The following is a 20,999-nucleotide window of genomic DNA, read 5'->3' as shown; positions in this document are numbered from 1 at the left end:
TATTTTAATGTGATTTTAAAAGATCTATATTTTTTTTTATATTTCCATTGTTACTCTTGAATATAGTAGTGCCAGAAACCAAAATATTTGCACCAGCTTCTATAGCTAACTTGTTATTATCAAAATTAATTCCTCCATCAATCTCAATATCAAATTTCATATTTTTTTGATCTTTCATTTTTTTTAATTCTCTAATTTTTTTCAAGACTTCAGGTATAAATTTTTGACCTCCAAAACCAGGATTAACACTCATGATTAAAATCAAATCAATTTCATCTAATAAATCTGTTATTAAATTAATTTTAGTTTCAGGATTTAAAGATACACCAACTTTTTTATTTAAACTTTTAATATGCTGAATTGAGTTTTTTAAGTTTTCTGTTGCCTCAGGATGTATTGTAATAATGTCAGCTCCAGCATCAGCGTAGTCCTTAATGTATTTATGAACAGGAGATATCATTAGATGAACATCAAATGGCAGTGTTGTATACTGTCTTAAAGTTTTAATAATTGGAGGCCCCATTGTAAGATTTGGAACGAAATGACCATCCATTACATCTACATGAATCATATCAGCACCACCTTCTTCCAGCCTTTTAATTTCATTTCCTAACTGACTAAAGTCAGCAGATAAAATCGATGGTGATATTTGTATTTTTTTCATTGATTACTACTTTAGTAGTATCAATTTTATTTTTAATTTGAATTAATTATTTACCAAAAATACGATAAATTTCTGAAGCTATTTCACTTTCTAAAGGAAAAGACAGCATTCCCATGACGGAATATCCCAATAGATAAGGCATTAGATAAAATCTGATCATATAAAAAAACCAAGCTACATAAAGTGGTACAAGAGGCTCTATGATAAATGAAGGTGTTATAGGTTTAAATATTTTTATTAAAGGATTTGTTAGTTTTACAAATGCTTTCATGAAAAAAAATTCTGAGTTTTCTCTTTGAAATATGTTCATTGCAACTCTTCCAATAAGAGTCCACATCACAACACCTAAAATATAATCAATTATAAGAATAAATGGGTGAATTTCTGGCATAAATATAAAAAGGAATTTTGTTTTTTAACTTCAATAAGGGGCGAAATAAATCGCCCCTTAATATAAATTTGATTAGTGTTGTTTTCCAAGAATTGCTTTACCACTTGGAATACGAAGCTCGTCAATCATGTCTTGAGTAGCTTTGTCTGGTGCTTTTGTTAGTAAACTAACAACTACCATAGAAACTAAACTAACCAATGATCCAACGATACCGAATGTAAGTTGAGTAATACCCCAGAATCCAGCTCCACCAGTACGTACCCAAATTAGATACCAAGTACCGGCTGCTAATCCTAGTAGCATTCCAGCAACAGCACCAGGACCATTAGCTCTTTTCCACCATACACCTAGTACAAGTGGGAAGAACAATCCTGACATCGCAAAGTCAAAAGCCCAGATTACTGAACCTAAGATACCTTGGATACCCATTGCGGCAATAGTTGCTCCAGCAAAACCAATTATTACAAGTAATACCCTTGCAACAATTAATCTCTTCGCAGCTTCTGCTTTTGGATCAATGATCTTGTAGTACAAGTCATGAGACAAAGCATTTGCGATTGCTAAGATCAAACCATCAGCAGTAGACATGGCAGCAGCCATACCTCCAGCGGCAACTAGACCTGAGATTACATAAGGTAATCCAGCAATTTCTGGAGTAGCTAACACAACGGCTTTACCACCCATGAAAAACTCATTTAATTCAAGAGTTCCATTTCCGTTAAAGTCGCTGACAAACATCAGGTTAGCTTGGTTCCAGTTTTGATACCAATCTATCGCTTGAACCTCAGCTATTGATTTACCAATAATCCCTGTTGAAAGTGTTGGATCAATCAGTGATAGTTTTGATAATGTCGCTAACATTGGCGCAGTTGAGTATAAAATGAAGATGAAAAGTAGCGACCATGCTACAGATCTTCTAGCTGATTTTACACTTGGAGTAGTAAAGTATCTCATCATAACGTGAGGCAAAGAAGCTGTTCCTGCCATCATACAAATTGCTAGAGAAATGAATCCCCAATTTGTTCCATTAACTGATGAGTGTGCTTTAGTTATTCCAGCTAAGCCTTTTGGTACCGTAGCTAAGTCGGCAGCAGAGTTTTTAACAAACCCAAACTGACCTTCTAGTTCAGCAATTCTAGCCACTTCATCTGCCAACATTAAATGTGGGAAGAATCCAGCACCCATTTTACTACTGATCCAGAATACAGGAAGTAAGTAAGCAATAATTAAAACTATATATTGCGCAACTTGCGTCCATGTAACCGCTCTCATTCCACCAAGCATTGAACACATCAATATACTTGCTAATCCAACATACACAGCAATTTTAAAAGGAATATCTAAAGCTACTGAAGCAATAGTTCCTGTTGCATTGATTTGTGCAGTCACATATGTGAATGAAGCTACTGTTAGTACTACTACTGCAGAAAGTCTCGCTGCATTACCACCATATCTTGTACCAACAAAATCTGGAACTGTGTAACAGCCAAATTTTCTTAAGTAGGGTGCTAATAAAGTAGATACAAGTATATAACCACCTGTCCACCCAACTAGCAACGCCATATAGCCATAGCCTTTGAAGTAAATACCACCTGCCATTGCAACGAATGATGCACCAGACATCCAGTCTGCCGCAGTAGCCATTCCATTAAATACAGTAGGTACTTGTCTCCCTGCTACGTAGTATGCATCCATCTGAAGTGTACGTGATAACCAACCGATTATCGCATAGATAGCAATGGTGAATACAACAAAAGAAATTCCTATTGCTTTTGCAGACATTCCCATTTGTTCAGCAATCGCCATTAGTATTATGAATCCTATAAAACCACCTGTATAGATTCCATAAACCTTTGGTAGATTGTCTATAAATTTACCTTTTATCATTAGCTATCCTCTCTTTCAGTAAACCCAAACTCTTCATCTATCTTCTCTTGTCTACCCGCAAACCAGAAATTCAAAATTACAAATGCTAATAATGAACCCTGACAAGTCATATAATATGACAACGGATAACCAAAAGGTCTAAAGCTAGATGCTTCCATTTCAGTTCCGAAAAAAAAGATGCCAATTGAGAATACAAACCAGATTGCTAAAACAATAAATAATAGCCCCCTAGTTTTATCCCAGTGCTTTTCTTTATTTGACATTTTTACTCTCCCTATAGGTTAAAAACAAAACCATACCCATAATGAGATAGATTGGAAGCCTTTAAATAGGTCGAATTGGTACCACTTTTGTAATATAAAAGAGATAAAAGGTAGGTAAAATTGCTTAAATATAAACTTAAAATAAAAGATATAAAACTTGAAGATTTTAGGGTTTATTTATTTGCTTTGTTTAAGGGAATTCTTCCAAAGAAAAAAATTAAAAATATTGAAGACCTTACACTTTTTATTCAAACAAAATCAGCCTGGGTATCACAGGTAACTTTATATAATTATTTAAAAACAAGAATGGGAACCAAGTGGGTATTGCATTTTGATGACGAAGTTTTTTTAGGATCTATTAACAAAGCCAAATGGAATATTTATGCAATATCACTTCAAGACCTTACTTTTTATAGCCTGTCATACTTAAATGTTTTTTGTAATTATGAAGACATGAGTAAAGCTAATGAAATTTATGAAAATATTTTGAATAAGGAAACAGAAAATGGAATGCCTGAAGAAATTATTTTACAAGCAAAAGCAAAATATACAGAACGATTAGAAAAAATTGATTGGAGCACATATTATAAATCTTGGCCATTTAATGAGAGTGCTCTAACTTTATATAAATGGGCACCAGTAGCCGAAGAATTAAAAACTTTAGATAGAAAAATAGTTTTAAATTCTATGATTTTAAAATGGGATAATATCAAAGATGAGTTTTCGAAATTGATTAAAATTTAAATATTTTTTCTATTATCAACTAAGCTCTGTACAACACTTGGATCAGCCAGAGTTGTTGTGTCACCTAACTGATTGTGCTCATTAGCAGCAATTTTTCTTAAAATTCTTCTCATAATTTTTCCAGATCTTGTTTTTGGAAGTCCAGGAGAGAAATGAATAATATCAGGTGTTGCAAGAGCTCCAATTTGTTTTCTTACCCAAAGTTTAAGATCTCTTTCAAGGTCTAAATCTGGATTTTCTCCAATATTTAAAGTAACGTAACAGTACAAACCATTACCTTTAATATCATGTGGGTAACCGACCACTGCAGCTTCCGCAACTTTTGGATGAGCAACAAAAGCACTTTCTATTTCAGCAGTTCCAAGATTGTGACCTGATACAATAATTACATCATCAACACGTCCTGTAATCCAGTAGTAGCCATCCTCATCTCTTCTAGCTCCATCTCCTGTAAAATATTTTCCATCAAATTGTGAAAAGTAAGTATCGATAAATCTTTGATGATCACCATAAACAGTCCTCATTTGTCCTGGCCAAGATTGAGAAATACACAATCTGCCTTCACCTGCTCCTTTTATTTCTTTACCATCTTTATTAACTATAACAGGCTTAATTCCATAAAATGGCTTAGTTGCTGAACCTGGTTTTAAATTTATAGCCCCAGTTTGTGGACTAATTAAAATCCCTCCTGTTTCAGTCTGCCACCAAGTATCAACTATTGGACAATTGGAATTACCAACGGTCTTATAATACCACATCCAAGCTTCAGGATTGATAGGCTCTCCAACAGTACCCAATAATTTCAAAGACTTTCTTGAAGTTTTTTTAACAGGTTTATCACCTTCTCTCATTAAAGCTCTAATAGCAGTTGGAGCTGTATAAAAAATATTAACTTTGTGTTTATCGATTATTTCCCACCATCTTGAGCTACTAGGATAAGTTGGGATGCCTTCAAACATAATTGTTGTAGCACCGTTAGCAAGTGGCCCATAAATTATGTAACTGTGGCCAGTAACCCACCCAATATCAGCTGTGCACCAATAAACATCTTTTGGTTTATAGTTAAAAATATATTGATGTGTCATTGAAGCATAAACCATATAACCACCTGTCGTATGCAAGACACCTTTTGGCTTTCCTGTTGACCCAGATGTGTAAAGAATAAATAAAGGATCTTCAGCATTCATTTCTTCAGGTTCGCAATGTTTTGGTACATCTTTAATTAAATCATTGAACCAAACATCTCTACCATTTTCCCAATCCACTTTATTACCTGTTCTCTTTACAACTATACATTTTTTAACATTTGGACAGCTTCTTAAAGCTTCATCGGTGATCTTTTTTAGAGGGATAATTTTTCCACCTCTAACTCCCTCATCTGCAGTAATAATATATTCAGACTCACAGTCATTAACTCTTCCAGAAATAGAGTCAGCAGAAAATCCCCCAAAAATAATTGAGTGAACAGCCCCAATTCTAGCACATGCTAGCATTGTTACAGCAAGCTCTGGGATCATGGTTAAATAAATTGTAACTCGATCACCTTTTTTAACTCCTAATTTTTTCAAACCATTAGCAGCTTTTGAGACTTCTGAGTGCAATTGTTTATATGAAATTTTTTTGGTATCTTTTGGATCATCACCCACCCAAATGATTGCTGTTTTATCTTTTTTGTCTTTAAGGTGACGGTCTATGCAGTTCGAAGAAGCGTTTAATGATCCATCTTCATACCATTTAATTCTAACATCCTTTTTACTGTACTTAACATTTTTAATTTTTTTATATGGTTTAATCCAAGTTATTCTTTTTCCTTCATTTTTCCAAAACTCATCATTATTTTTAATAGAGTTAGAATATTTTTTTTGATAATTTGTTTTATTTATTAAAGCACTTTTTATCCACTCAGGTTTAGTTTTAAAAACTAACTCTTGATTTTCAAATTTTCTAGTTACTTTTTTCTTAGACTTTACTTTTCTAGTTACTTTTTTCTTAGACTTTACTTTTCTAGTTACTTTTTTCTTAGACTTTACTTTTCTAGTTACTTTTTTCTTAGACTTTACTTTTCTAGTTACTTTTTTCTTAGACATTACTTTTCTAGTTACTTTTTTTTTAATTTTTGCTTTTGTTTTCTTTTTTTTTGGCATGAGATTTTTAAATACTACCCATCTTATTTAGGATTTTCCAGCTTTTTGAGTCTATCGACATCACTGACAGCCTACTTTGTTTAATAAGGGATAAATGCTTAAGAGCCTTATTTTTTTTAATATTTTCTAGTGTTATACTTTTTTTTAGTTTTTTTTTAAACCTAACTTGAACAGCTACAAATTTTTTTTTCTTGTCAGTTTTATCTAAAAAGGCTTCTTTTATAATTTCAACTATACCAACAATTTCCTTTCCAATATTAGAATGATAAAAGAAACAAAGATCCCCTTTTTTCATATTTTTTAAATTTTTGGCTGCTTGGTAATTTCGTACGCCATCCCATGGAGCGCCTTTAGCTCCTGATTTTTTTTGTTGATCAATTGACCATACATCAGGCTCAGATTTCATTAACCAGTATTGCATAATTAGTTATAACTACTTATATTAATTATATGCGTGAAGCTACATACTCATTTGCAAAAAAATTATTTAATGTCGAACAAATTAGGGAAATTAATAGTATTATAAAAAAAAATCTTAACGTTGATGCAAAAGATGCACCAGCAATAAGTGCAGAAAAGACCTCTGAAATAAAATTTTTAAAACTTGGAACAATACAAAGATTTATTTTTCCATTTATTGATTATTGTCATACTGCTAATATTTCTAGTTTTGGGTTTGATTTACATCAATTAACATCTCAAAAAATTTTAAATTATAATTCTTATAAAAAGGGAACTGAATATAGTTGGCACATAGATGCAACACCCAAATCACCCATAAAAGATATAAAGTTAACATGCCTACTAAATCTTTCAGAGGAAAAATATGAAGGAGGTGAGTTAATTTTATTTAAAGGTGAAGAAGTGATATGCAAAGAATTTAATGAACCAGGTAGTGCAATTGTTTTTCCTTCATTTACAAATCATAAAGTAAATAAATTAACTTCAGGCACTAGGCATACGCTAGCTTTATGGATGTCTGGACCTAAGTTTAGATAATACTTATTATAATTTTATACCAGCACCCTTTAAAAAAGCTGCATCTACATCTAGTGGCCATCTAGGTTTTGCTGGATGATCTAGTTCACTAAATTGGTTTAATTTAAATTTTTGCATACCGACCATTGCAATCATAGCAGCGTTATCACCACATAAATCAATTGGTGGAAAAATAGCATTAAAATTTTCTTCTTCACAAAGTTTTGTAAGAGTCTGTCTAATTTTTTTATTAGCAGCAACTCCTCCAGCAACAACAAATGTATTATTTTTATCTCCATTTATTTTTTTAAATTCATTAAAAGCAATTTTTGTTTTTTTATATAATATTTCCTCAACAGTTTTTTGAAAAGAAGCTGCAAGATCATATTTTTCTTGATCTGTTTTTATTTTTTTTACAATTCTAAGAACTGCAGTTTTAAGTCCAGCAAAAGATAAATTACATCCACCTTTGTTAAAAATTGGTTTTGGTAATTCATACTTATTAGGGTTACCTTTTTTTGCATACAATTCAATTTTGGGTCCTCCTGGAAATTCTATACCTAGCATTTTAGCTGTCTTATCAAATGCTTCACCAACCGCATCATCAATTGTGGTTCCTAATCTTTTATATTTTCCTAATTCATTCACACTTAGAAATTGGGTATGACCTCCAGAAATTAAAAGCAATAAGTAGGGGTAGTTTAGCTTAGCGTTAAGTTTTGGACTCAATGCGTGACCTTCTAAATGGTTAACAGCAATGAATGGTTTATTCAGCGAAGAGGCAATTGCTTTACCAAAACTTAATCCAACAGATAAGCAAACTATTAAGCCTGGTCCAGCAGTAGCTGCTACAGCATCAATATTCTCTATTTTAATTTTACTCTCATTTAGTGCTTTTTTTGTAATTAAGTCGATTTTTTCAATATGAGATCTAGCAGCAAGTTCAGGAACAACACCCCCAAATTCTTTATGAACATCTGTTTGACTTGAAACTATGTTTGATAAAATTATTGGCATACCATGCTTATTTTCAGTCACTATAGAAGCTGCTGTTTCATCACAGCTTGATTCAATTCCTAGAATTAAGGGTTTTTTATTCATTAAATAATTTTTAGTAATAATATAATCTCAATACAAGTATGAAGTATAAAGCAATTAAATGAAAAATAAAAAAATTATTATAGGCTCAAGAGGAAGTAAATTAGCACTGATCTATGCTGAAAAAGCTAGAGAAAGAATCTTAAGCTACACAAAAAACTTTGGAATTGAAGAGGTGGCCGTTAAAGCAATTGTTACTAAAGGTGACCAAGTACAAGATCAAAGGTTATCAGAAGTGGGTGGAAAGGGACTTTTCTCAAAAACTATTGAGCACGAATTATTAGATAATAAAATAGACATAGCAGTTCATGCACTAAAGGATATGCCTTCTGAAGAAACCAAAGGGTTATTGACAAATTGTTTTTTGGAAAGAAATGATCCAAGAGAAATTTTAATTAGTAGAGACAATAAAAATTTAAAAGACTTAGCCCCAAATGCAATTGTTGGGACCTCTTCATTTAGAAGAGAGTTTCAGATAAAGCAAATAAGAAAAGATCTGGAGTGCAAACTAATAAGAGGCAATGTTGATACAAGATTAACATACCTTTATGATAATTTATATGACGCAATTATTTTATCTTATGCAGGAATTAATTCTTTAGGGTTAGATAAGAATATATCCCAAACTTTTTCTACTACAGAAATAATACCTTGTGCAGGTCAGGGAGTAATTGCCTTACAATGCAGAAATAATGATGAAGAGCTAATTCAATTACTAAAAAAAGTTAATCACCAATCAACACATAATTCCATAAAAGCTGAAAGAAATGTTTTAAAAATTTTAGAAGGAGATTGTGAAACGGCAGTAGGAGTATTCGCTAGTATTGATGGTGAAAAGATTAATCTTGAGGCAGAGCTTTTTTCATTAGATGGTAGCGAAAGGTTTCATTTAAAATCATCTGAAAATGTAGATAAAGCTGACGAATTAGGAATAGAGATGGGAAAAACTCTCAAAAAGATATCTAATAATTCTTATAAAAAATAATATGCATATTTTACTCACACGTCCCCTAGAAGATTGTCATGAAATGATATTAAAATTTCAATCTCTTGGTCATGAAGTTTCTCACTTACCTCTAATAAGTATTGAGCGGTTAAAATATGAGAACTTAAATTATTCTGAGTTTAGAGGGGTTATTTTTACAAGTGCTAATGCTGTTAAATTTTTAGATATAAAAAGTATTGATAAAAAAATAGCATGTTTTTGCGTTGGAAGTGCCACTGAAAAGAAAGCTAGAAGTGGTGGTTTTCAAAATGTCTTTGCTGCTGATGGAAATGTAAATAATTTAAAAGAATTAATCTTACTAAATTTTAACTCTTCCGAAGGAAAGCTCCTTTATATTAGCGGGGAAGCCATCTCTAGCAATTTAGATCAGGATTTAATTTCAAATGGTTACACTGTAGAACGAGTGATTAATTATAGAGCCAACCCAATTGAAAAGTACGATGAAGACTTTATTGAAAAAATAAAATTAAAAATTCCAGAAATCATCTATATATACTCACAAAATTGTGCCATTAACTTTTTAAAAATAATTAAGAATTATCAGCTAGAAACCCTATGGATGAATACTAATTTAATGTGTATTGGAGAAAAATCTTCTTCAATTCTTAATGAAATTAAATGGAAAAAAATTTTCCTTTTTAACCCTGGAGAAGAAGAATTTTTGCTATATAAAATTTAATTATGGACATATTTAATAATTTTAGTGACCTGTTTATCTCTGTTTGGTCTAATGGAATTCGTGGAGTTGATATTTTTCAAATACTTATTGGTATAGGAATATTTTTTATTTTCTTAGTTTTTAGAGGAATAATAAGTAAAGTTATTATTAAAAGACTAGAAGCCATCGCAAAGAGAACTACAAATAAATTAGACGATACTTTTGTTCATGCAATGGTAGGACCTGCTAGATTTTTACCAATTGTTTTGGGATTTTTTATTGCGAGTTACTATATGTCTTTTGGCGAAGATGCTAGAGCTGTAGTTGATACAATTAACAGAACACTGATCACTATTTTAATTTTCTGGTTAATCCATCAAATTGTTGAACCAATTTCTTATATATTGAGTGGATTAGATAAGATGTTAACTCGTGAGTTAATTGGATGGATTATTAAATCTTTAAAAATTTTAATTTTTATTTTAGGTTTAGCAGCTGTTCTTGAACTTTGGGGTATAAAAATTGGACCAATTATTGCAGGACTTGGTTTGTTTGGTGTTGCAGTTGCGTTAGGTGCACAAGACTTATTTAAAAATTTGATTTCAGGAATTTTAGTTTTAGTTGAAAAAAGATTTAAGATAGGGGATTGGATTTTGGTAGAAGGTATCATTGAAGGAATCGTTGAAAAAATTGGTTTTAGATCAACAGTTTTAAGAAAGTTTGATAAATCCTTAGCTATAATTCCTAATTTTCAGTTTGCAGAAAATGCAGTTATAAACATTAGTGAAACAACTAACTGGAGAATAGATTGGGCAATAACTCTTCAATACGACACTACAGTTGAGCAGCTAAAAAAAATAAGAAATGAAATTGAGGATCATATTAAGAAAAGTAATGATTTTGACAATACTGTAGGAGTTGCAGTTAGAGTTGAAAAATTTTCAGACAGTTCTATTGATATGAGAGTTAGATGCTTCACTAGCTCTAACAGTTTTTCAACATGGTTAGAAGTCAAAGAAAAACTTGCAATTAAAATAAAACAAATTGTAGAAGGAAATAGAGCAGCGTTTGCTTTCCCAAGCCAGTCAATTTATATTGAGAAGAAATGATAGCTATTTTTTATTTAGCACTTCAGATATTAAAACTTTATTCCTACATAGTTATAGCCAATGTGGTTATTAGTTGGCTAGTTGCATTTAACGTTTTAAATACCCAAAATAGATTTGTTTATTCTATTTTAGAGATGACTTATAGATTAACAAATCCAGCACTTAATAAAATAAGAGGTTTTTTACCTAATTTAGGATCACTAGACATTTCACCAGTAGTATTACTTTTATTGATTTGGTTTATAGAAATGTGTATGAAGCTGTACATTGCACCAATTATCTTTTAAAGAGCCCTTATGATTTTAATAGATGGAAAAAAAATAGCAGCTGAACTTAGAGAAGAATTAAGACAAGAGGTTGTAGAGCTTAAATCTAAACACAATAAAGTCCCTGGACTTACTGTTATCTTAATCGGAGATATGGCACCTAGTCAAATTTATGTTCGTATGAAAGAAAAAGCAGCGAATGAAGTTGGATTAAGATCTGAAGTAATCAGATACCCAGAAGCTGTGGAAGAAAAAACAGTATTGGATAAAATTAAAGAACTTAATAAAGATGAAAATATTTCAGGAATTTTAGTTCAATTACCTTTACCAAAACATATTGATAAGCAAAAAGTTATTGAAACTATTTTACCAGGAAAAGATGTGGATGGGTTTCACCCAATGAATGTCGGTAATCTTTCATCTGGTTATGAAAGCTCAGTCCCTTGCACTCCTTTAGGATGCTATTTAATGATTAAAAAAATTGAACCAAATTTAGGTGGTAAAAAAGCGGTTATGATTGGTAGATCAAATCTAAATGGTAAACCAATGGCACAGTTGCTTTTAAAAGAAAATTGTACCGTAACAATTACTCATTCTAAAACAAAAGATTTAAAAGCTGAATGCCTAGAAGCAGATATTATTGTAGCTGCTGTTGGTATTCCTGAGCTTGTAAAAGCAGATTGGGTTAAAAAAGATACAATCGTTATTGATGTTGGTATTAACAAAACGGATAAAGGGATCGTAGGCGATGTTGCATTTGATGAAGTTTCAAAAGTTGCAAAAGCTTTAACTCCAGTTCCGGGTGGTGTAGGACCAATGACCATTGCTTGCTTGTTAAAGAATACTATTGAGTGTTTTAAAAGATCTCAAAAATAAAGATCTAATTATAATTGATAAAGTTTTTAATTTTCTTATTCTTAATTATTATTTATAACTCTTCAATAATTGCTATGGAAAAAAAACCTCATCATCATTTACCAGATGGAACTTTTAGAAACCCAGAAGGATCACCCGTTAGAACTAGCAAGGCCAAGTTTTCATATACACAATTCATTAAGCTGAAAAAGAAAATAGACATGACTGTTCCAAAAGAACACGTTGTTGATAAAGAAAAAGTTTTATCTGATTTAGCAAAGTATAAAAATGAGGATTATATTGCTTGGATTGGTCATGCTACTTACTTAATTAAGTTAGGAGATATAACAATTATTACTGACCCTGTATTTTCAAAAAATGCAGGACCTTTAATTTTTGGCCCAGATAGATTTACTGAGCCTGCCCTAGATTTAAATGAAATTCCAAAGACTGATTTATTGCTATTAACACATAATCATTATGATCATCAAGATATGGGAACTATTAGAAAATATCCGTTTAAAGATACAAAAGTTTTAACACCTCTAAATCTTGGAAAATATTTTACAAAAAATAAATTTAAAGATGTAAATGAAATGGATTGGTACGAAGAAATCAAAGTTAATGAAGATTTAAAAGTAACATTACTCCCAGCAGTTCATTGGTCTAAAAGGAGCTTAACAGATATGAATAAAACACTCTGGGGAAATTTCTTAATTGAATACAAAAGTAAAAAAATACTTTTTGCTTGCGATACTGGTTATGGAAATATTTATAAAGAATTAGGTGAAAAATATGGTCCAATTGATTTAACAATGATTAATATTGGAGCTTATGACTTTAAACCTATGTTTGATAAATCGATTTATCACACAACACCAGAAGAAGCTTTAAATGTAGCTAAAGATTTAAGAAGTAAAAAAGTTATGGGAACACACTGGGGAACTTTTGTTTTATCTCTAGAACCCATCATGGAACCACCTGTACGATTTAAAGCAAGTGCTGAAAAATATGGTTTTAAAAAAGATGATGCTATTATCTTTAAAATTGGAGAAATAAACTCTTTGAAAAATATTTTATCAAATTAAGATTAATTTTTTATTGATTCCTAATCAGAGGATAAACTTTTGGGTTTAAATATTTTAAATTTGTTAACATGATTAAAGCTAATGTTATCAAACCAATACCTCCACTAATATTAAATAGTATTTGCAAATCCAATTGCCAGACTAATTGAAAGATGTTTTCAATAACATAATAAGAACCAATTATAGCAAAAAATATTGCGATTAGTATTACTGAAAAAAATATTAAAATAAACTCTATAACAGAAGATAGAATAATTTCTTTTTTTGAAAAACCTAAAATTTTAAAAACTAAGTTTTGAAATTCTTTAATCTTACCTTGTACAATAATTGCACTAGAGATAACAATTAAGCCTATAATAATTGTAATTGCTGAAATTAAAATTACAGCGATAAAAACTTTGTTTAATATATTAGTTACCTTTTTAAGATAATCAGCAATTCTTATAATTGAAATACTTGGTAGTATTTCTAATAGTTTGGTTTCTTTGAATTTTGTTTGATCCTCAAATTTAGCTGTTGCTAAATATTCGTGTGGAATAGTGCTTGCAAATTGTGGATTGAACAACATAGCAAAATTTATAGATAAATCTCGATAATCAACTGCTCTAAAATTAATTATCTTTCCTTCAATCTCTCTTCCATAAATATTAAGTGTAAAAATATCTCCCAATTTTATATTAAAATCTTTTGCAACTTCACTATCTAATGAAATCTGAAGTTTGTTAGGTTTCGATAGATCCCACCATTTACCTTCAGTTATTGGATTGTCTTCAGGAACCTCAGCGGTCCATGATGAACGCCTATCACTTCCAATTACCCAATAACTATTATTATCTTTTTTAATATAAGTTCTTGGATCTATTCCATTAATCTTAACAATACCTGTTGCAACTAAAGGCACTATTTCTAATTTTGCATTAGAATCCATTTCAATAATTGCACTTTCAAATAAATCTCGATCAGAATTCTGTATCCCAATAAAAAAATAATCAGGTGCGATCTCAGGAATAGATTTTGCAATTTCTCTTTTAAAATTTGTACCAACCAATGCTAGTGTTAATAATAAAGTTACACCTAAACCCAAAGACATAATTGTGATTGGAGTAATACCTTTCGTTTGAGTAATATTCTTAATTGAAACTTTAAGTGGGATATTGGACATATTTTTTAAACTTTTTAGTAAAAAAACAATAAATTTAGAAAGTAAAAAAAATACAATTAAGCAAATGAAAAAAGCTAAAAAATAAACCAAACTATACAAAGGTCTTGCTGAACCAATCACAAATAACATCATTAAAGCTGATAAAAATAATAAACTTACAAAGATAGATTTTTTTGAGTAATAAAATTCTAAATTTTGAAATACATTTCTAAATAAGTTAGAGGCTTTTACTTGATCAATTGCATTAATAGTTGGAATGGAAAAAATGATTAGTACCAACATACCAACAAGGAATATCTTAATAAAATTAGTTAATGAAAATAAGGGTTTAATATTTAATCCTAGACCTTCAGATAAATATATATCAGCCACTGGAACTAGCAAAAAACTTAGCACATAAGAAGCGACACTTACAAAAGTAAGTAAAATTAATAATTGTAGATAATATATTGTCTTTATATTTAATGAAAAAAACCCCAAAGCTTTCTTTACTGCAATAGACATATTGCTTTGATTAATAAAAGATAGAAGAGTATTTGCGATACCAATACCAGCAATTAACATAGCGCTAATAGATACAAGGGATAAAAATTGTGAAAAGTTATCAATTACTCTTCTAAGACCGCTAGCTGAATTTTCAGGATAACGCAGTCTTACCGCTAGATCATCTTTAAATATTTCTTTAATTTTATTTCTAACTACCTTTGTATTATCTCCTTCATTAAACTTAACCTTATATTCATAATTTAAAAAGCTACCCAAACTATTAAGCTGTAATAGTTCTAAAGTTTCTTTACTTGTTATTGCAAAATCACCAAATGCTACAAAGCCACTAACATCAGGTAATGATTTTATCACTCCAACAACTGTAAATAATTGATTTTGAACTTTAATTTTTTTATTTATTTTGAGATTTAAAGTTTTAAAAATATTTTCATTAACAATAATGGTATTTTTTTCTTGATGAATTCTATCCATTGCTCCAACTGGATCATGAACAACTTCTCCATATAGTGGATATTTTTCATCAACTGTTTTAATTCGAGTAAATAATAACTGATCGTTATCATTTATTGCTGAGACCATGGTTGTAAATTCAACCATTGAAGAAACTGTTGTAAACTCTTTTACTTTATCTATTAACTCTAAATTTCCCTGAACTCTATTGTAATCAATTTCAACATCTCCCCCCAATAAAGACTTAGCATTATCATCTAGTTCTTTTTTTAAACTGTCTTCAATAGTTAAAATTGCACTTAAAATAAAAAGACTGATAAATAAAGTGAGAATAATACTAAAAATTTTACGATAGTTTCTAACAAGATCTCTAAACGCATATTTTAAAATTAAATTAAATTCAGAAATTTTAAACAATTTTTCCATCTTTAATCTTAATTCTTCTTTTTGCTTTATTAGCTAGTTTAGGGTCGTGAGTTACCATAATTAAGGAAGAACCTTCTTCCTTGACGTACTTAAATAATATATTTGATATCATTACTGAGTTTTCGCTATCCAGATTACCAGTTGGTTCATCAGCTAATATTAATTGAGGTTTCATGGCTATTGCTCTTGCTATAGCTACTCTTTGTTGTTCCCCACCTGATAATTGACTTGGCAAATTATTAAATCTGTTCTTTAATCCAAATCGATCTAATAATTCTTTTGCTTGTTGTTCAGGGTTTTTAAGTTTGTTTAGCTCCAAGGTTAAAGCAACATTTTCAACTGCTGTATAATTTGGGATTAAATAAAAAGATTGAAATACAATTCCAATATTTTTTCTTCTTATTTTTGAAACTTCATCCTCAGAAATAGTAGTCAAATCTTGATCTTGGAAATAAATTTTCCCCGAGGTTGCTTTTTCTAAACCTCCAATTAACATAATCAAACTAGTTTTTCCTGAGCCACTTTCACCAACAATAGAGATAGTATCTTTTTTCTTTGTTGTTAAATCAACATTGTTTAAAACTTTTATAGTTTCTTTGTTAGTTTGGTATTTAAGATTAATGTTTTTTAATTTAAGAAGAGTGCTCATGAATAAAAGTTTTATTATTAAAATAATTATATTCTGTCTAGTTGCTATAAAAGTATCTGCAATAGAAAAAATTGTATTATTTGGTGATAGTTTGATGGCTGGGTACGGCTTGAATAATGAACATCATTTATCGGTAGTTTTACAAGAAAAATTAATATTGGAAGGTTACAAAATTGAAGTAGTCAATGGCAGCGTTTCTGGAAGCACCTCTTCTGGTGGTGTAAACCGAGTTGAATGGACACTATCAGAGCCTAATATTGATTTAGTAATTTTAGGTCTTGGAGCAAATGATATGCTAAGAGGTATTCTGCCCAAAGAGACTAAAAATAATTTAGAAAAAATAATAAAAACTGCACAAGGCAAAAATATTAAAGTAATTTTGGCAGGCATGATTGCACCAACCTCTTATGGGATTGAATATAAAAATAATTTTGATCAAATTTATCCAGATTTATCAAAGCAATATAATCTACCATTGATACCTTTTTTGCTAGAAGGTGTTGCTTTAAAACCTGAATTAAATTTAAGTGATGGAATACATCCAAATGAAAAAGGTACAATTATTATTAGCAAAACTTTACAGAAAATAATTTTAAAAAATATTTCATCAAATTAAGATTAATTCTTTTCCATTAACCATAAAGCATTTTCACTTAAAAAAAAAATTTTACCATTAGTTGGATGAACTTGAATATCTCTTATTCTACCAATTTTGTTTTTAAATATAATGTCTTCTCTGACATTAGCAAGATTACTAAATTTTAATTTCCTTAAAGATTTATCTTTTAATGAAGTAACTAGTGCATGCCCATTCCATTCTTTAAACTCATTTCCTTTATAAATTGTAATAGCACTAGTAGCTATGGAAGGTACCCAATATTGGATCGCTTTAGTAAAACCTGGCTTCCATTTAGGACCTATCTTTGTTCCTGAGTAATTTTTTCCTCCCCAGCCTAAAATTTTCCATCCATAATTTTCTCCCTTTTTAGCTTCTCCAAACCAATCGCCACCTCTTGCTCCATGATTACTTAAATATATTTTTCCATCATAATCGGAGAGAGTTAAACCTTGTGGATTACGAACACCTATTTGATAAATCTCAGGTAACCAGTTTTTCTTACCCTCAAATTTTGGATTATCTTTTGGAATACTACCGTCAGTATGAATTCTAATAATACTACCAGGGTGTTTTGTGGAATCTTGAGCAATCATGCCTTGGCCTCGTTCGCCAGCTGATGCATAAATATAATCACCCTTAATTGCTAATCTCGAACCAAAATGATAACCAGAATCTATTGGAGGGTTTGCTTGAAAAATATTCTTAAAATCTAATTCTTGTTTATTTAATTGTGCTTTTGCAATTGATGTACTTGTTTTCGAATTCCCCCTATTTTCTGAATAAGAAATCCATAGTGTATTATCTTGGTGAATAATATCTAATAATCCACCTTGGCCAACTTCTAGAAAATTAAGATTATGTTTAATCTCTGTAACTTCTTTTAAAGTAATATTAACAATTTTAATTTTTCCACTTTTTTCAGTAATAATGATTTCATTATTATTAATAAATGAAGATCCCCAAGGTTCATCTAACTCTATTATTTTAGTGAATGTATAATTGTTGGAGTAGCTTTTTGAGGCGAATAAAAGAAAAAAAATTATGAATAAAAAATATTTTTTCACCTTAAGAAAGTTTTGATCTACCACCATCAACGGCTATTATCTGTCCAGTAATCCAAGAACTCTCTTCAGTAATTAAAAACTTAGCAAGCGCTGCAGAATCTTTTCCTTCACCCAATCTTTTAAGAGGATGAGCTTTAGCAATTCCTTCTGCAATGGCAGGATTTTTTAACATTGGCTCTGCGATTTTAGATTTTGATAAACTTGGTGCAATACAATTTACCCTAATATGTGGAGCAAACTCAGCAGCCAGTGTAACAGTTAATCCTTCAACAGCAGCTTTAGCAGAAGCAATAATTGTGTGATTAGTAAAACCTCTTTGAGCGGCAACAGTTGAAAATAAAACTACTGAACCTTTGTTCTTTTTTAAACTTTCTTGAAATCCTTTTATAGCCTCAATAGCTGAGTAAAGGTTTAGTTTCATACATTTGTTCATGTCAGCCTCAGTTACCATTCTTAATGGTTTTAAATCAATAGATCCTACACAATAAGCAATACCCTTAATTTCATTAATATCTGATTTTATTTTTTCTATAAACCCATCTTCTAAAACATCAGCAACCGTATAAGAGCAACCCAATTTTTCTGCAATTACTTTAACTTCACTTTCATTTCTTGCAACTAGATGAATATCATTGCCTGAATTTTTTAATTGTTCAGCTAAGCTAGAGCCAACAGAACCTGTCGCACCAAAAATAAGATATTTTTCTGACATATAATTTTTATTTAGTTATATTTAACTATGAAATTGTTTTTTATACTTGGCAATCAATTATTTCCATTAAAATACGTAGACCGCTTCAAAAAGGAACACTCTTTTTACATGGCAGAAGACTATGAGCTATGTACTTATGAAAAGCATCATAAGCAAAAGATATTGCTATTTCTATCTTCTATGAGGTCTTATGCAGACATGCTTAAGGTGAATAAGTACAAAGTTGAATATTCTAAAATTGAGGACAAAAATTTTAAAGACACTTATTTTAAGAAATTAAAAATTATCATTGACCAAAAAAAAATTACTGAGATTTCAAGCTTTGAAGTTGAGGATAAATTTTTTGAAAAGAAAATTTCACAATTTTTAAAAAAAGAAAAAATTAACTGGAATATTGTTCAAACTCCAATGTTTCTAAATTCAAGAGATGAGTTTAAAAATTATTTAGCAAAATCAAAAAAACCTTTTATGGCAACATTTTATAAAGAGGTTCGTAAAAAATCTGGAATATTGATGGGGGCAGATGGAAATCCTATTGGAGGTAAATGGAGTTTTGATGAAGATAATAGAAATAAGCTACCAAAAGATATTTCAATAACAAAATTTCCAAAAATTAATGAAACCAGTCATACTAAAAAATTAAAACCTATTATTGAGAAATTATTTAAAGATCATCCTGGTAGCACTAATGATTTTTGGCTTGCAACTGAATATGCTGATGTTGTTAAGCTTTTAGATTTTTTTATTAAAGAAAAATCAAATTTATTTGGTGACTATGAAGATGCTGTTAATCAAAAAGACAATATTTTATTTCATAGCGCTTTAAGTCCATACATTAATTTAGGATTGATAACTCCTGAGATTATCATTCAAAAAATTTTAGAATTTCATAAAAAACATAAAATTAGAATGAACTCACTCGAAGGTTATATTCGTCAGATAATAGGCTGGAGAGAGTTTATGCGTGGAATTTATCAAGGGTATTCTGATGAAATGGAAACTAAAAATTTTTTTAAACATAATAGAAAAATGAAAAAATCTTGGTATGAGGGCACAACTGGTTTGCCTCCATTAGATTATGCAATTAAAAATGCTGTTAATCATGGCTGGTCCCACCATATTGAGAGACTGATGATTTTATCAAATATAATGAACCTTTGTGAGGTTAAGCCAACGACTGTTTACAAGTGGTTTATGGAAATGTTTGTGGACTCATCTGACTGGGTGATGGTTCCTAATGTTTATGGAATGGGTTTATTTAGTGATGGAGGTATTTTTGCAACGAAACCATACATTTGTGGATCAAGTTATTTTATGAAGATGATGGATTTTAAAAAAGGGGAGTGGTGTAATACGATGGATGGCCTGTACTGGAGATTTATAAATAAAAACAGAAAATTTTTTTTAAAGAACCCTAGATTATCAATGATGGTTTATGTTTTTGATAAAATGAAAGATGAAAGAAAAAAGATGATTTTATCCGAAGCTGATAAATTTATTAAACAAAATACTTTTTAATGAAAAAAGAAAACTTGCCTTCAAAGGTTTGTCCTGTTTGTAAAAGACCTTTTGTTTGGCGTAAGAAATGGAAGCTTAATTGGGATAAGGTAAAGTATTGTTCCAAGAAGTGCTCTAAGTGATCTACTTATCTTTATTTGCTATATCTTTTTTAGCTGCAACCATTTTACCATTTTCATCTGAGCTCACATTGGCAGGATTAATTGCAACATCCAATTATGATAATTTATTATTATTAATCGTTGCAAGCTTTGGTAATATTTTAGGGTCAGTTGTTAACTGGGCTCTAGGATTTTATTCAAGAACTCTTACTACAAGAAAATGGTTTCCATTTAAAGAAGCACAAATAAAAGGATCATCAAAATGGTTTAGTAAATTTGGTAAATGGTCATTATTATTTGCCTGGGTGCCAGTTATTGGAGATCCACTAACATTAGCAGCAGGATTATTTAGGGTTAGATTCGTAGAATTTGTAATTCTAGTAACTATTGGGAAATTCAGCAGGTACTTTTTAATTTATTATTTTATTTGACAATTATAGAAAAAAGTGGTGATATCTAGTTGCGCTGAGTTAAGTTAAATTGCAGAGCGCTTTACAAATCCTGCTAAAGCGACACTTCAACCACCGCTTTAGACAGGTGGTTTTTTTTTATCTTTTATAAAATTAAGCCGGGCAGTTGAACCATATTGTGCGCCCTGCATTTGCTTAAGCACTAAAAAGGAGAAAAGAGACCTATGAAC

Annotated in this window: 23 protein-coding genes and 1 riboswitch; of the genes, 12 read left to right on the top strand and 11 right to left on the bottom strand. The window is 30.4% G+C overall.

All coding sequences use genetic code 11. From position 1 onward, the window contains the following. Positions 1–4 precede the first annotated feature (4 nt). The 4 genes from rpe to ABXT56_RS06610 all read right to left on the bottom strand — a co-directional run bounded on the left by rpe (position 5) and on the right by ABXT56_RS06610 (position 3,205). Positions 5–664, bottom strand: coding sequence for a ribulose-phosphate 3-epimerase (rpe, locus tag ABXT56_RS06625; protein WP_415299926.1), 660 nt, complete (start codon positions 662–664; stop codon positions 5–7). 46 nt (positions 665–710) lie between these two features. After that, a complete protein-coding gene (locus ABXT56_RS06620; protein WP_415299924.1) occupies positions 711–1,055 on the bottom strand; it encodes a hypothetical protein in 345 nt (114 codons plus the stop codon). A gap of 72 nt (positions 1,056–1,127) precedes the next feature. Beyond that, the gene (locus ABXT56_RS06615; RefSeq protein WP_415299922.1) at positions 1,128–2,942 is read right to left on the bottom strand and encodes a sodium:solute symporter family protein; all 1,815 of its coding nucleotides are present in this window, start codon (positions 2,940–2,942) and stop codon (positions 1,128–1,130) included. Further along, a complete protein-coding gene (locus ABXT56_RS06610) occupies positions 2,942–3,205 on the bottom strand; it encodes a DUF4212 domain-containing protein (protein WP_415299921.1) in 264 nt (87 codons plus the stop codon). The genes ABXT56_RS06615 and ABXT56_RS06610 overlap by 1 nt, the downstream gene beginning before the upstream one ends. 120 nt (positions 3,206–3,325) lie before the next feature. On the opposite strand from ABXT56_RS06610, the gene ABXT56_RS06605 reads away from it, so the two are divergent. Further along, positions 3,326–3,949: an esterase gene (locus ABXT56_RS06605; protein WP_415299919.1), complete on the top strand. Its 624-nt coding sequence runs from the start codon at positions 3,326–3,328 to the stop codon at positions 3,947–3,949. On the opposite strand, the gene acs is transcribed toward ABXT56_RS06605, so the two are convergent. Together acs and ABXT56_RS06595 are read right to left on the bottom strand one after the other, a co-directional pair. Beyond that, the gene (acs, locus tag ABXT56_RS06600) at positions 3,946–6,036 is read right to left on the bottom strand and encodes an acetate--CoA ligase (protein WP_415301407.1); all 2,091 of its coding nucleotides are present in this window, start codon (positions 6,034–6,036) and stop codon (positions 3,946–3,948) included. The two genes, ABXT56_RS06605 and acs, sit on opposite strands and share 4 nt — an antisense overlap. A gap of 64 nt (positions 6,037–6,100) precedes the next feature. Further along, complete coding sequence (locus tag ABXT56_RS06595; protein ID WP_415299914.1) at positions 6,101–6,514, bottom strand: EVE domain-containing protein; 414 nt, start codon at positions 6,512–6,514, stop codon at positions 6,101–6,103. Between the two features lie 29 nt (positions 6,515–6,543). Here ABXT56_RS06595 and ABXT56_RS06590 point away from each other — a divergent pair, with 29 nt between their 5' ends. Continuing rightward, positions 6,544–7,092: a 2OG-Fe(II) oxygenase gene (locus ABXT56_RS06590; protein WP_415299913.1), complete on the top strand. Its 549-nt coding sequence runs from the start codon at positions 6,544–6,546 to the stop codon at positions 7,090–7,092. 6 nt (positions 7,093–7,098) lie between these two features. Here the strand turns inward: ABXT56_RS06590 and tsaD are convergent, their stop codons facing one another. Then, on the bottom strand, positions 7,099–8,172 hold the full coding sequence (gene tsaD / locus ABXT56_RS06585) for a tRNA (adenosine(37)-N6)-threonylcarbamoyltransferase complex transferase subunit TsaD (RefSeq protein ID WP_415299912.1): 1,074 nt from the start codon (positions 8,170–8,172) through the stop codon (positions 7,099–7,101). 58 nt (positions 8,173–8,230) lie between these two features. Here tsaD and hemC point away from each other — a divergent pair, with 58 nt between their 5' ends. The 6 genes from hemC (at position 8,231) to ABXT56_RS06555 (ending at position 13,151) form a co-directional block, all read left to right on the top strand. Further along, entirely contained in the window at positions 8,231–9,154 is a 924-nt protein-coding gene (gene hemC / locus ABXT56_RS06580) for a hydroxymethylbilane synthase (protein ID WP_415299911.1), read from the top strand. A 1-nt stretch (position 9,155) separates the two neighbouring features. Next, positions 9,156–9,854: a uroporphyrinogen-III synthase gene (locus ABXT56_RS06575; RefSeq protein ID WP_415299910.1), complete on the top strand. Its 699-nt coding sequence runs from the start codon at positions 9,156–9,158 to the stop codon at positions 9,852–9,854. A 2-nt stretch (positions 9,855–9,856) separates the two neighbouring features. After that, on the top strand, positions 9,857–10,942 hold the full coding sequence (locus ABXT56_RS06570; RefSeq protein WP_415299909.1) for a mechanosensitive ion channel family protein: 1,086 nt from the start codon (positions 9,857–9,859) through the stop codon (positions 10,940–10,942). After that, positions 10,939–11,229 carry a YggT family protein gene (locus ABXT56_RS06565; protein WP_415299908.1) on the top strand — a complete coding sequence of 97 codons (291 nt, stop codon included), beginning with the start codon at positions 10,939–10,941 and terminating at the stop codon, positions 11,227–11,229. The genes ABXT56_RS06570 and ABXT56_RS06565 overlap by 4 nt, the downstream gene beginning before the upstream one ends. A 9-nt stretch (positions 11,230–11,238) precedes the next feature. After that, positions 11,239–12,084, top strand: coding sequence for a bifunctional 5,10-methylenetetrahydrofolate dehydrogenase/5,10-methenyltetrahydrofolate cyclohydrolase (locus ABXT56_RS06560; RefSeq protein ID WP_415299907.1), 846 nt, complete (start codon positions 11,239–11,241; stop codon positions 12,082–12,084). A gap of 74 nt (positions 12,085–12,158) precedes the next feature. Further along, complete coding sequence (locus ABXT56_RS06555; protein WP_415299906.1) at positions 12,159–13,151, top strand: MBL fold metallo-hydrolase; 993 nt, start codon at positions 12,159–12,161, stop codon at positions 13,149–13,151. 10 nt (positions 13,152–13,161) lie between these two features. Here the strand turns inward: ABXT56_RS06555 and ABXT56_RS06550 are convergent, their stop codons facing one another. Both ABXT56_RS06550 and ABXT56_RS06545 read right to left on the bottom strand, forming a co-directional pair. Beyond that, entirely contained in the window at positions 13,162–15,696 is a 2,535-nt protein-coding gene (locus ABXT56_RS06550) for an ABC transporter permease (RefSeq protein WP_415299905.1), read from the bottom strand. Continuing rightward, on the bottom strand, positions 15,680–16,345 hold the full coding sequence (locus tag ABXT56_RS06545; protein WP_415299904.1) for an ABC transporter ATP-binding protein: 666 nt from the start codon (positions 16,343–16,345) through the stop codon (positions 15,680–15,682). The genes ABXT56_RS06550 and ABXT56_RS06545 overlap by 17 nt, the downstream gene beginning before the upstream one ends. On the opposite strand from ABXT56_RS06545, the gene ABXT56_RS06540 reads away from it, so the two are divergent. Then, positions 16,344–16,961, top strand: a complete 618-nt coding sequence (locus ABXT56_RS06540; protein ID WP_415299903.1) for an arylesterase — start codon at positions 16,344–16,346, stop codon at positions 16,959–16,961. The genes ABXT56_RS06545 and ABXT56_RS06540 overlap by 2 nt on opposite strands. 2 nt (positions 16,962–16,963) lie before the next feature. On the opposite strand, the gene ABXT56_RS06535 is transcribed toward ABXT56_RS06540, so the two are convergent. Together ABXT56_RS06535 and ABXT56_RS06530 are read right to left on the bottom strand one after the other, a co-directional pair. Next, entirely contained in the window at positions 16,964–18,055 is a 1,092-nt protein-coding gene (locus ABXT56_RS06535) for a PQQ-dependent sugar dehydrogenase (RefSeq protein WP_415299902.1), read from the bottom strand. Next, complete coding sequence (locus ABXT56_RS06530) at positions 18,030–18,740, bottom strand: SDR family NAD(P)-dependent oxidoreductase (protein WP_415299901.1); 711 nt, start codon at positions 18,738–18,740, stop codon at positions 18,030–18,032. The genes ABXT56_RS06535 and ABXT56_RS06530 overlap by 26 nt, the downstream gene beginning before the upstream one ends. Positions 18,741–18,767: 27 nt before the next feature. Between ABXT56_RS06530 and ABXT56_RS06525 the strand changes: the two genes are divergently transcribed. Genes ABXT56_RS06525 through ABXT56_RS06515 form a run of 3 tightly spaced genes read left to right on the top strand, consistent with a single transcriptional unit; the run spans position 18,768 to position 20,790 of the window. Then, positions 18,768–20,258 carry a cryptochrome/photolyase family protein gene (locus ABXT56_RS06525; protein WP_415299900.1) on the top strand — a complete coding sequence of 497 codons (1,491 nt, stop codon included), beginning with the start codon at positions 18,768–18,770 and terminating at the stop codon, positions 20,256–20,258. Then, a complete protein-coding gene (locus ABXT56_RS06520) occupies positions 20,258–20,380 on the top strand; it encodes a DUF2256 domain-containing protein (protein WP_018413654.1) in 123 nt (40 codons plus the stop codon). The genes ABXT56_RS06525 and ABXT56_RS06520 overlap by 1 nt, the downstream gene beginning before the upstream one ends. After that, a complete protein-coding gene (locus ABXT56_RS06515; RefSeq protein WP_415299899.1) occupies positions 20,377–20,790 on the top strand; it encodes a YqaA family protein in 414 nt (137 codons plus the stop codon). Before ABXT56_RS06520 ends, ABXT56_RS06515 begins: the two co-directional genes overlap by 4 nt. Before the next feature lie 130 nt (positions 20,791–20,920). Then, positions 20,921–20,985, top strand: a riboswitch (SAM riboswitch). Positions 20,986–20,999: the final 14 nt, after the last annotated feature.

Source organism: Candidatus Pelagibacter sp. Uisw_134_02, assembly GCF_047720265.1.
GTDB lineage: Bacteria > Pseudomonadota > Alphaproteobacteria > Pelagibacterales > Pelagibacteraceae > Pelagibacter.
The sequence above is the reverse complement of the archived record's forward strand: the minus strand, read 5'-3'. Positions and strand labels throughout refer to the sequence as shown.

What these genes read in the sequence shown, in the direction of transcription:
- ABXT56_RS06540 (WP_415299903.1), top strand. Translation starts at nt 16,344, where the DNA reads ATGAATAAAAGTTTTATTATTAAAATAATTATATTCTGTCTAGTTGCT.
- ABXT56_RS06520 (WP_018413654.1), top strand. Translation starts at nt 20,258, where the DNA reads ATGAAAAAAGAAAACTTGCCTTCAAAGGTTTGTCCTGTTTGTAAAAGA.
- ABXT56_RS06550 (WP_415299905.1), bottom strand. Translation starts at nt 15,696, where the DNA reads ATGGAAAAATTGTTTAAAATTTCTGAATTTAATTTAATTTTAAAATAT.
- ABXT56_RS06525 (WP_415299900.1), top strand. Translation starts at nt 18,768, where the DNA reads ATGAAATTGTTTTTTATACTTGGCAATCAATTATTTCCATTAAAATAC.
- hemC (WP_415299911.1), top strand. Translation starts at nt 8,231, where the DNA reads ATGAAAAATAAAAAAATTATTATAGGCTCAAGAGGAAGTAAATTAGCA.
- ABXT56_RS06560 (WP_415299907.1), top strand. Translation starts at nt 11,239, where the DNA reads ATGATTTTAATAGATGGAAAAAAAATAGCAGCTGAACTTAGAGAAGAA.
- acs (WP_415301407.1), bottom strand. Translation starts at nt 6,036, where the DNA reads ATGTCTAAGAAAAAAGTAACTAGAAAAGTAAAGTCTAAGAAAAAAGTA.
- ABXT56_RS06565 (WP_415299908.1), top strand. Translation starts at nt 10,939, where the DNA reads ATGATAGCTATTTTTTATTTAGCACTTCAGATATTAAAACTTTATTCC.
- ABXT56_RS06590 (WP_415299913.1), top strand. Translation starts at nt 6,544, where the DNA reads ATGCGTGAAGCTACATACTCATTTGCAAAAAAATTATTTAATGTCGAA.
- ABXT56_RS06570 (WP_415299909.1), top strand. Translation starts at nt 9,857, where the DNA reads ATGGACATATTTAATAATTTTAGTGACCTGTTTATCTCTGTTTGGTCT.
- ABXT56_RS06555 (WP_415299906.1), top strand. Translation starts at nt 12,159, where the DNA reads ATGGAAAAAAAACCTCATCATCATTTACCAGATGGAACTTTTAGAAAC.
- ABXT56_RS06620 (WP_415299924.1), bottom strand. Translation starts at nt 1,055, where the DNA reads ATGCCAGAAATTCACCCATTTATTCTTATAATTGATTATATTTTAGGT.
- ABXT56_RS06575 (WP_415299910.1), top strand. Translation starts at nt 9,156, where the DNA reads ATGCATATTTTACTCACACGTCCCCTAGAAGATTGTCATGAAATGATA.
- ABXT56_RS06545 (WP_415299904.1), bottom strand. Translation starts at nt 16,345, where the DNA reads ATGAGCACTCTTCTTAAATTAAAAAACATTAATCTTAAATACCAAACT.
- ABXT56_RS06610 (WP_415299921.1), bottom strand. Translation starts at nt 3,205, where the DNA reads ATGTCAAATAAAGAAAAGCACTGGGATAAAACTAGGGGGCTATTATTT.
- tsaD (WP_415299912.1), bottom strand. Translation starts at nt 8,172, where the DNA reads ATGAATAAAAAACCCTTAATTCTAGGAATTGAATCAAGCTGTGATGAA.
- ABXT56_RS06530 (WP_415299901.1), bottom strand. Translation starts at nt 18,740, where the DNA reads ATGTCAGAAAAATATCTTATTTTTGGTGCGACAGGTTCTGTTGGCTCT.
- ABXT56_RS06535 (WP_415299902.1), bottom strand. Translation starts at nt 18,055, where the DNA reads ATGGTGGTAGATCAAAACTTTCTTAAGGTGAAAAAATATTTTTTATTC.
- ABXT56_RS06615 (WP_415299922.1), bottom strand. Translation starts at nt 2,942, where the DNA reads ATGATAAAAGGTAAATTTATAGACAATCTACCAAAGGTTTATGGAATC.
- rpe (WP_415299926.1), bottom strand. Translation starts at nt 664, where the DNA reads ATGAAAAAAATACAAATATCACCATCGATTTTATCTGCTGACTTTAGT.
- ABXT56_RS06595 (WP_415299914.1), bottom strand. Translation starts at nt 6,514, where the DNA reads ATGCAATACTGGTTAATGAAATCTGAGCCTGATGTATGGTCAATTGAT.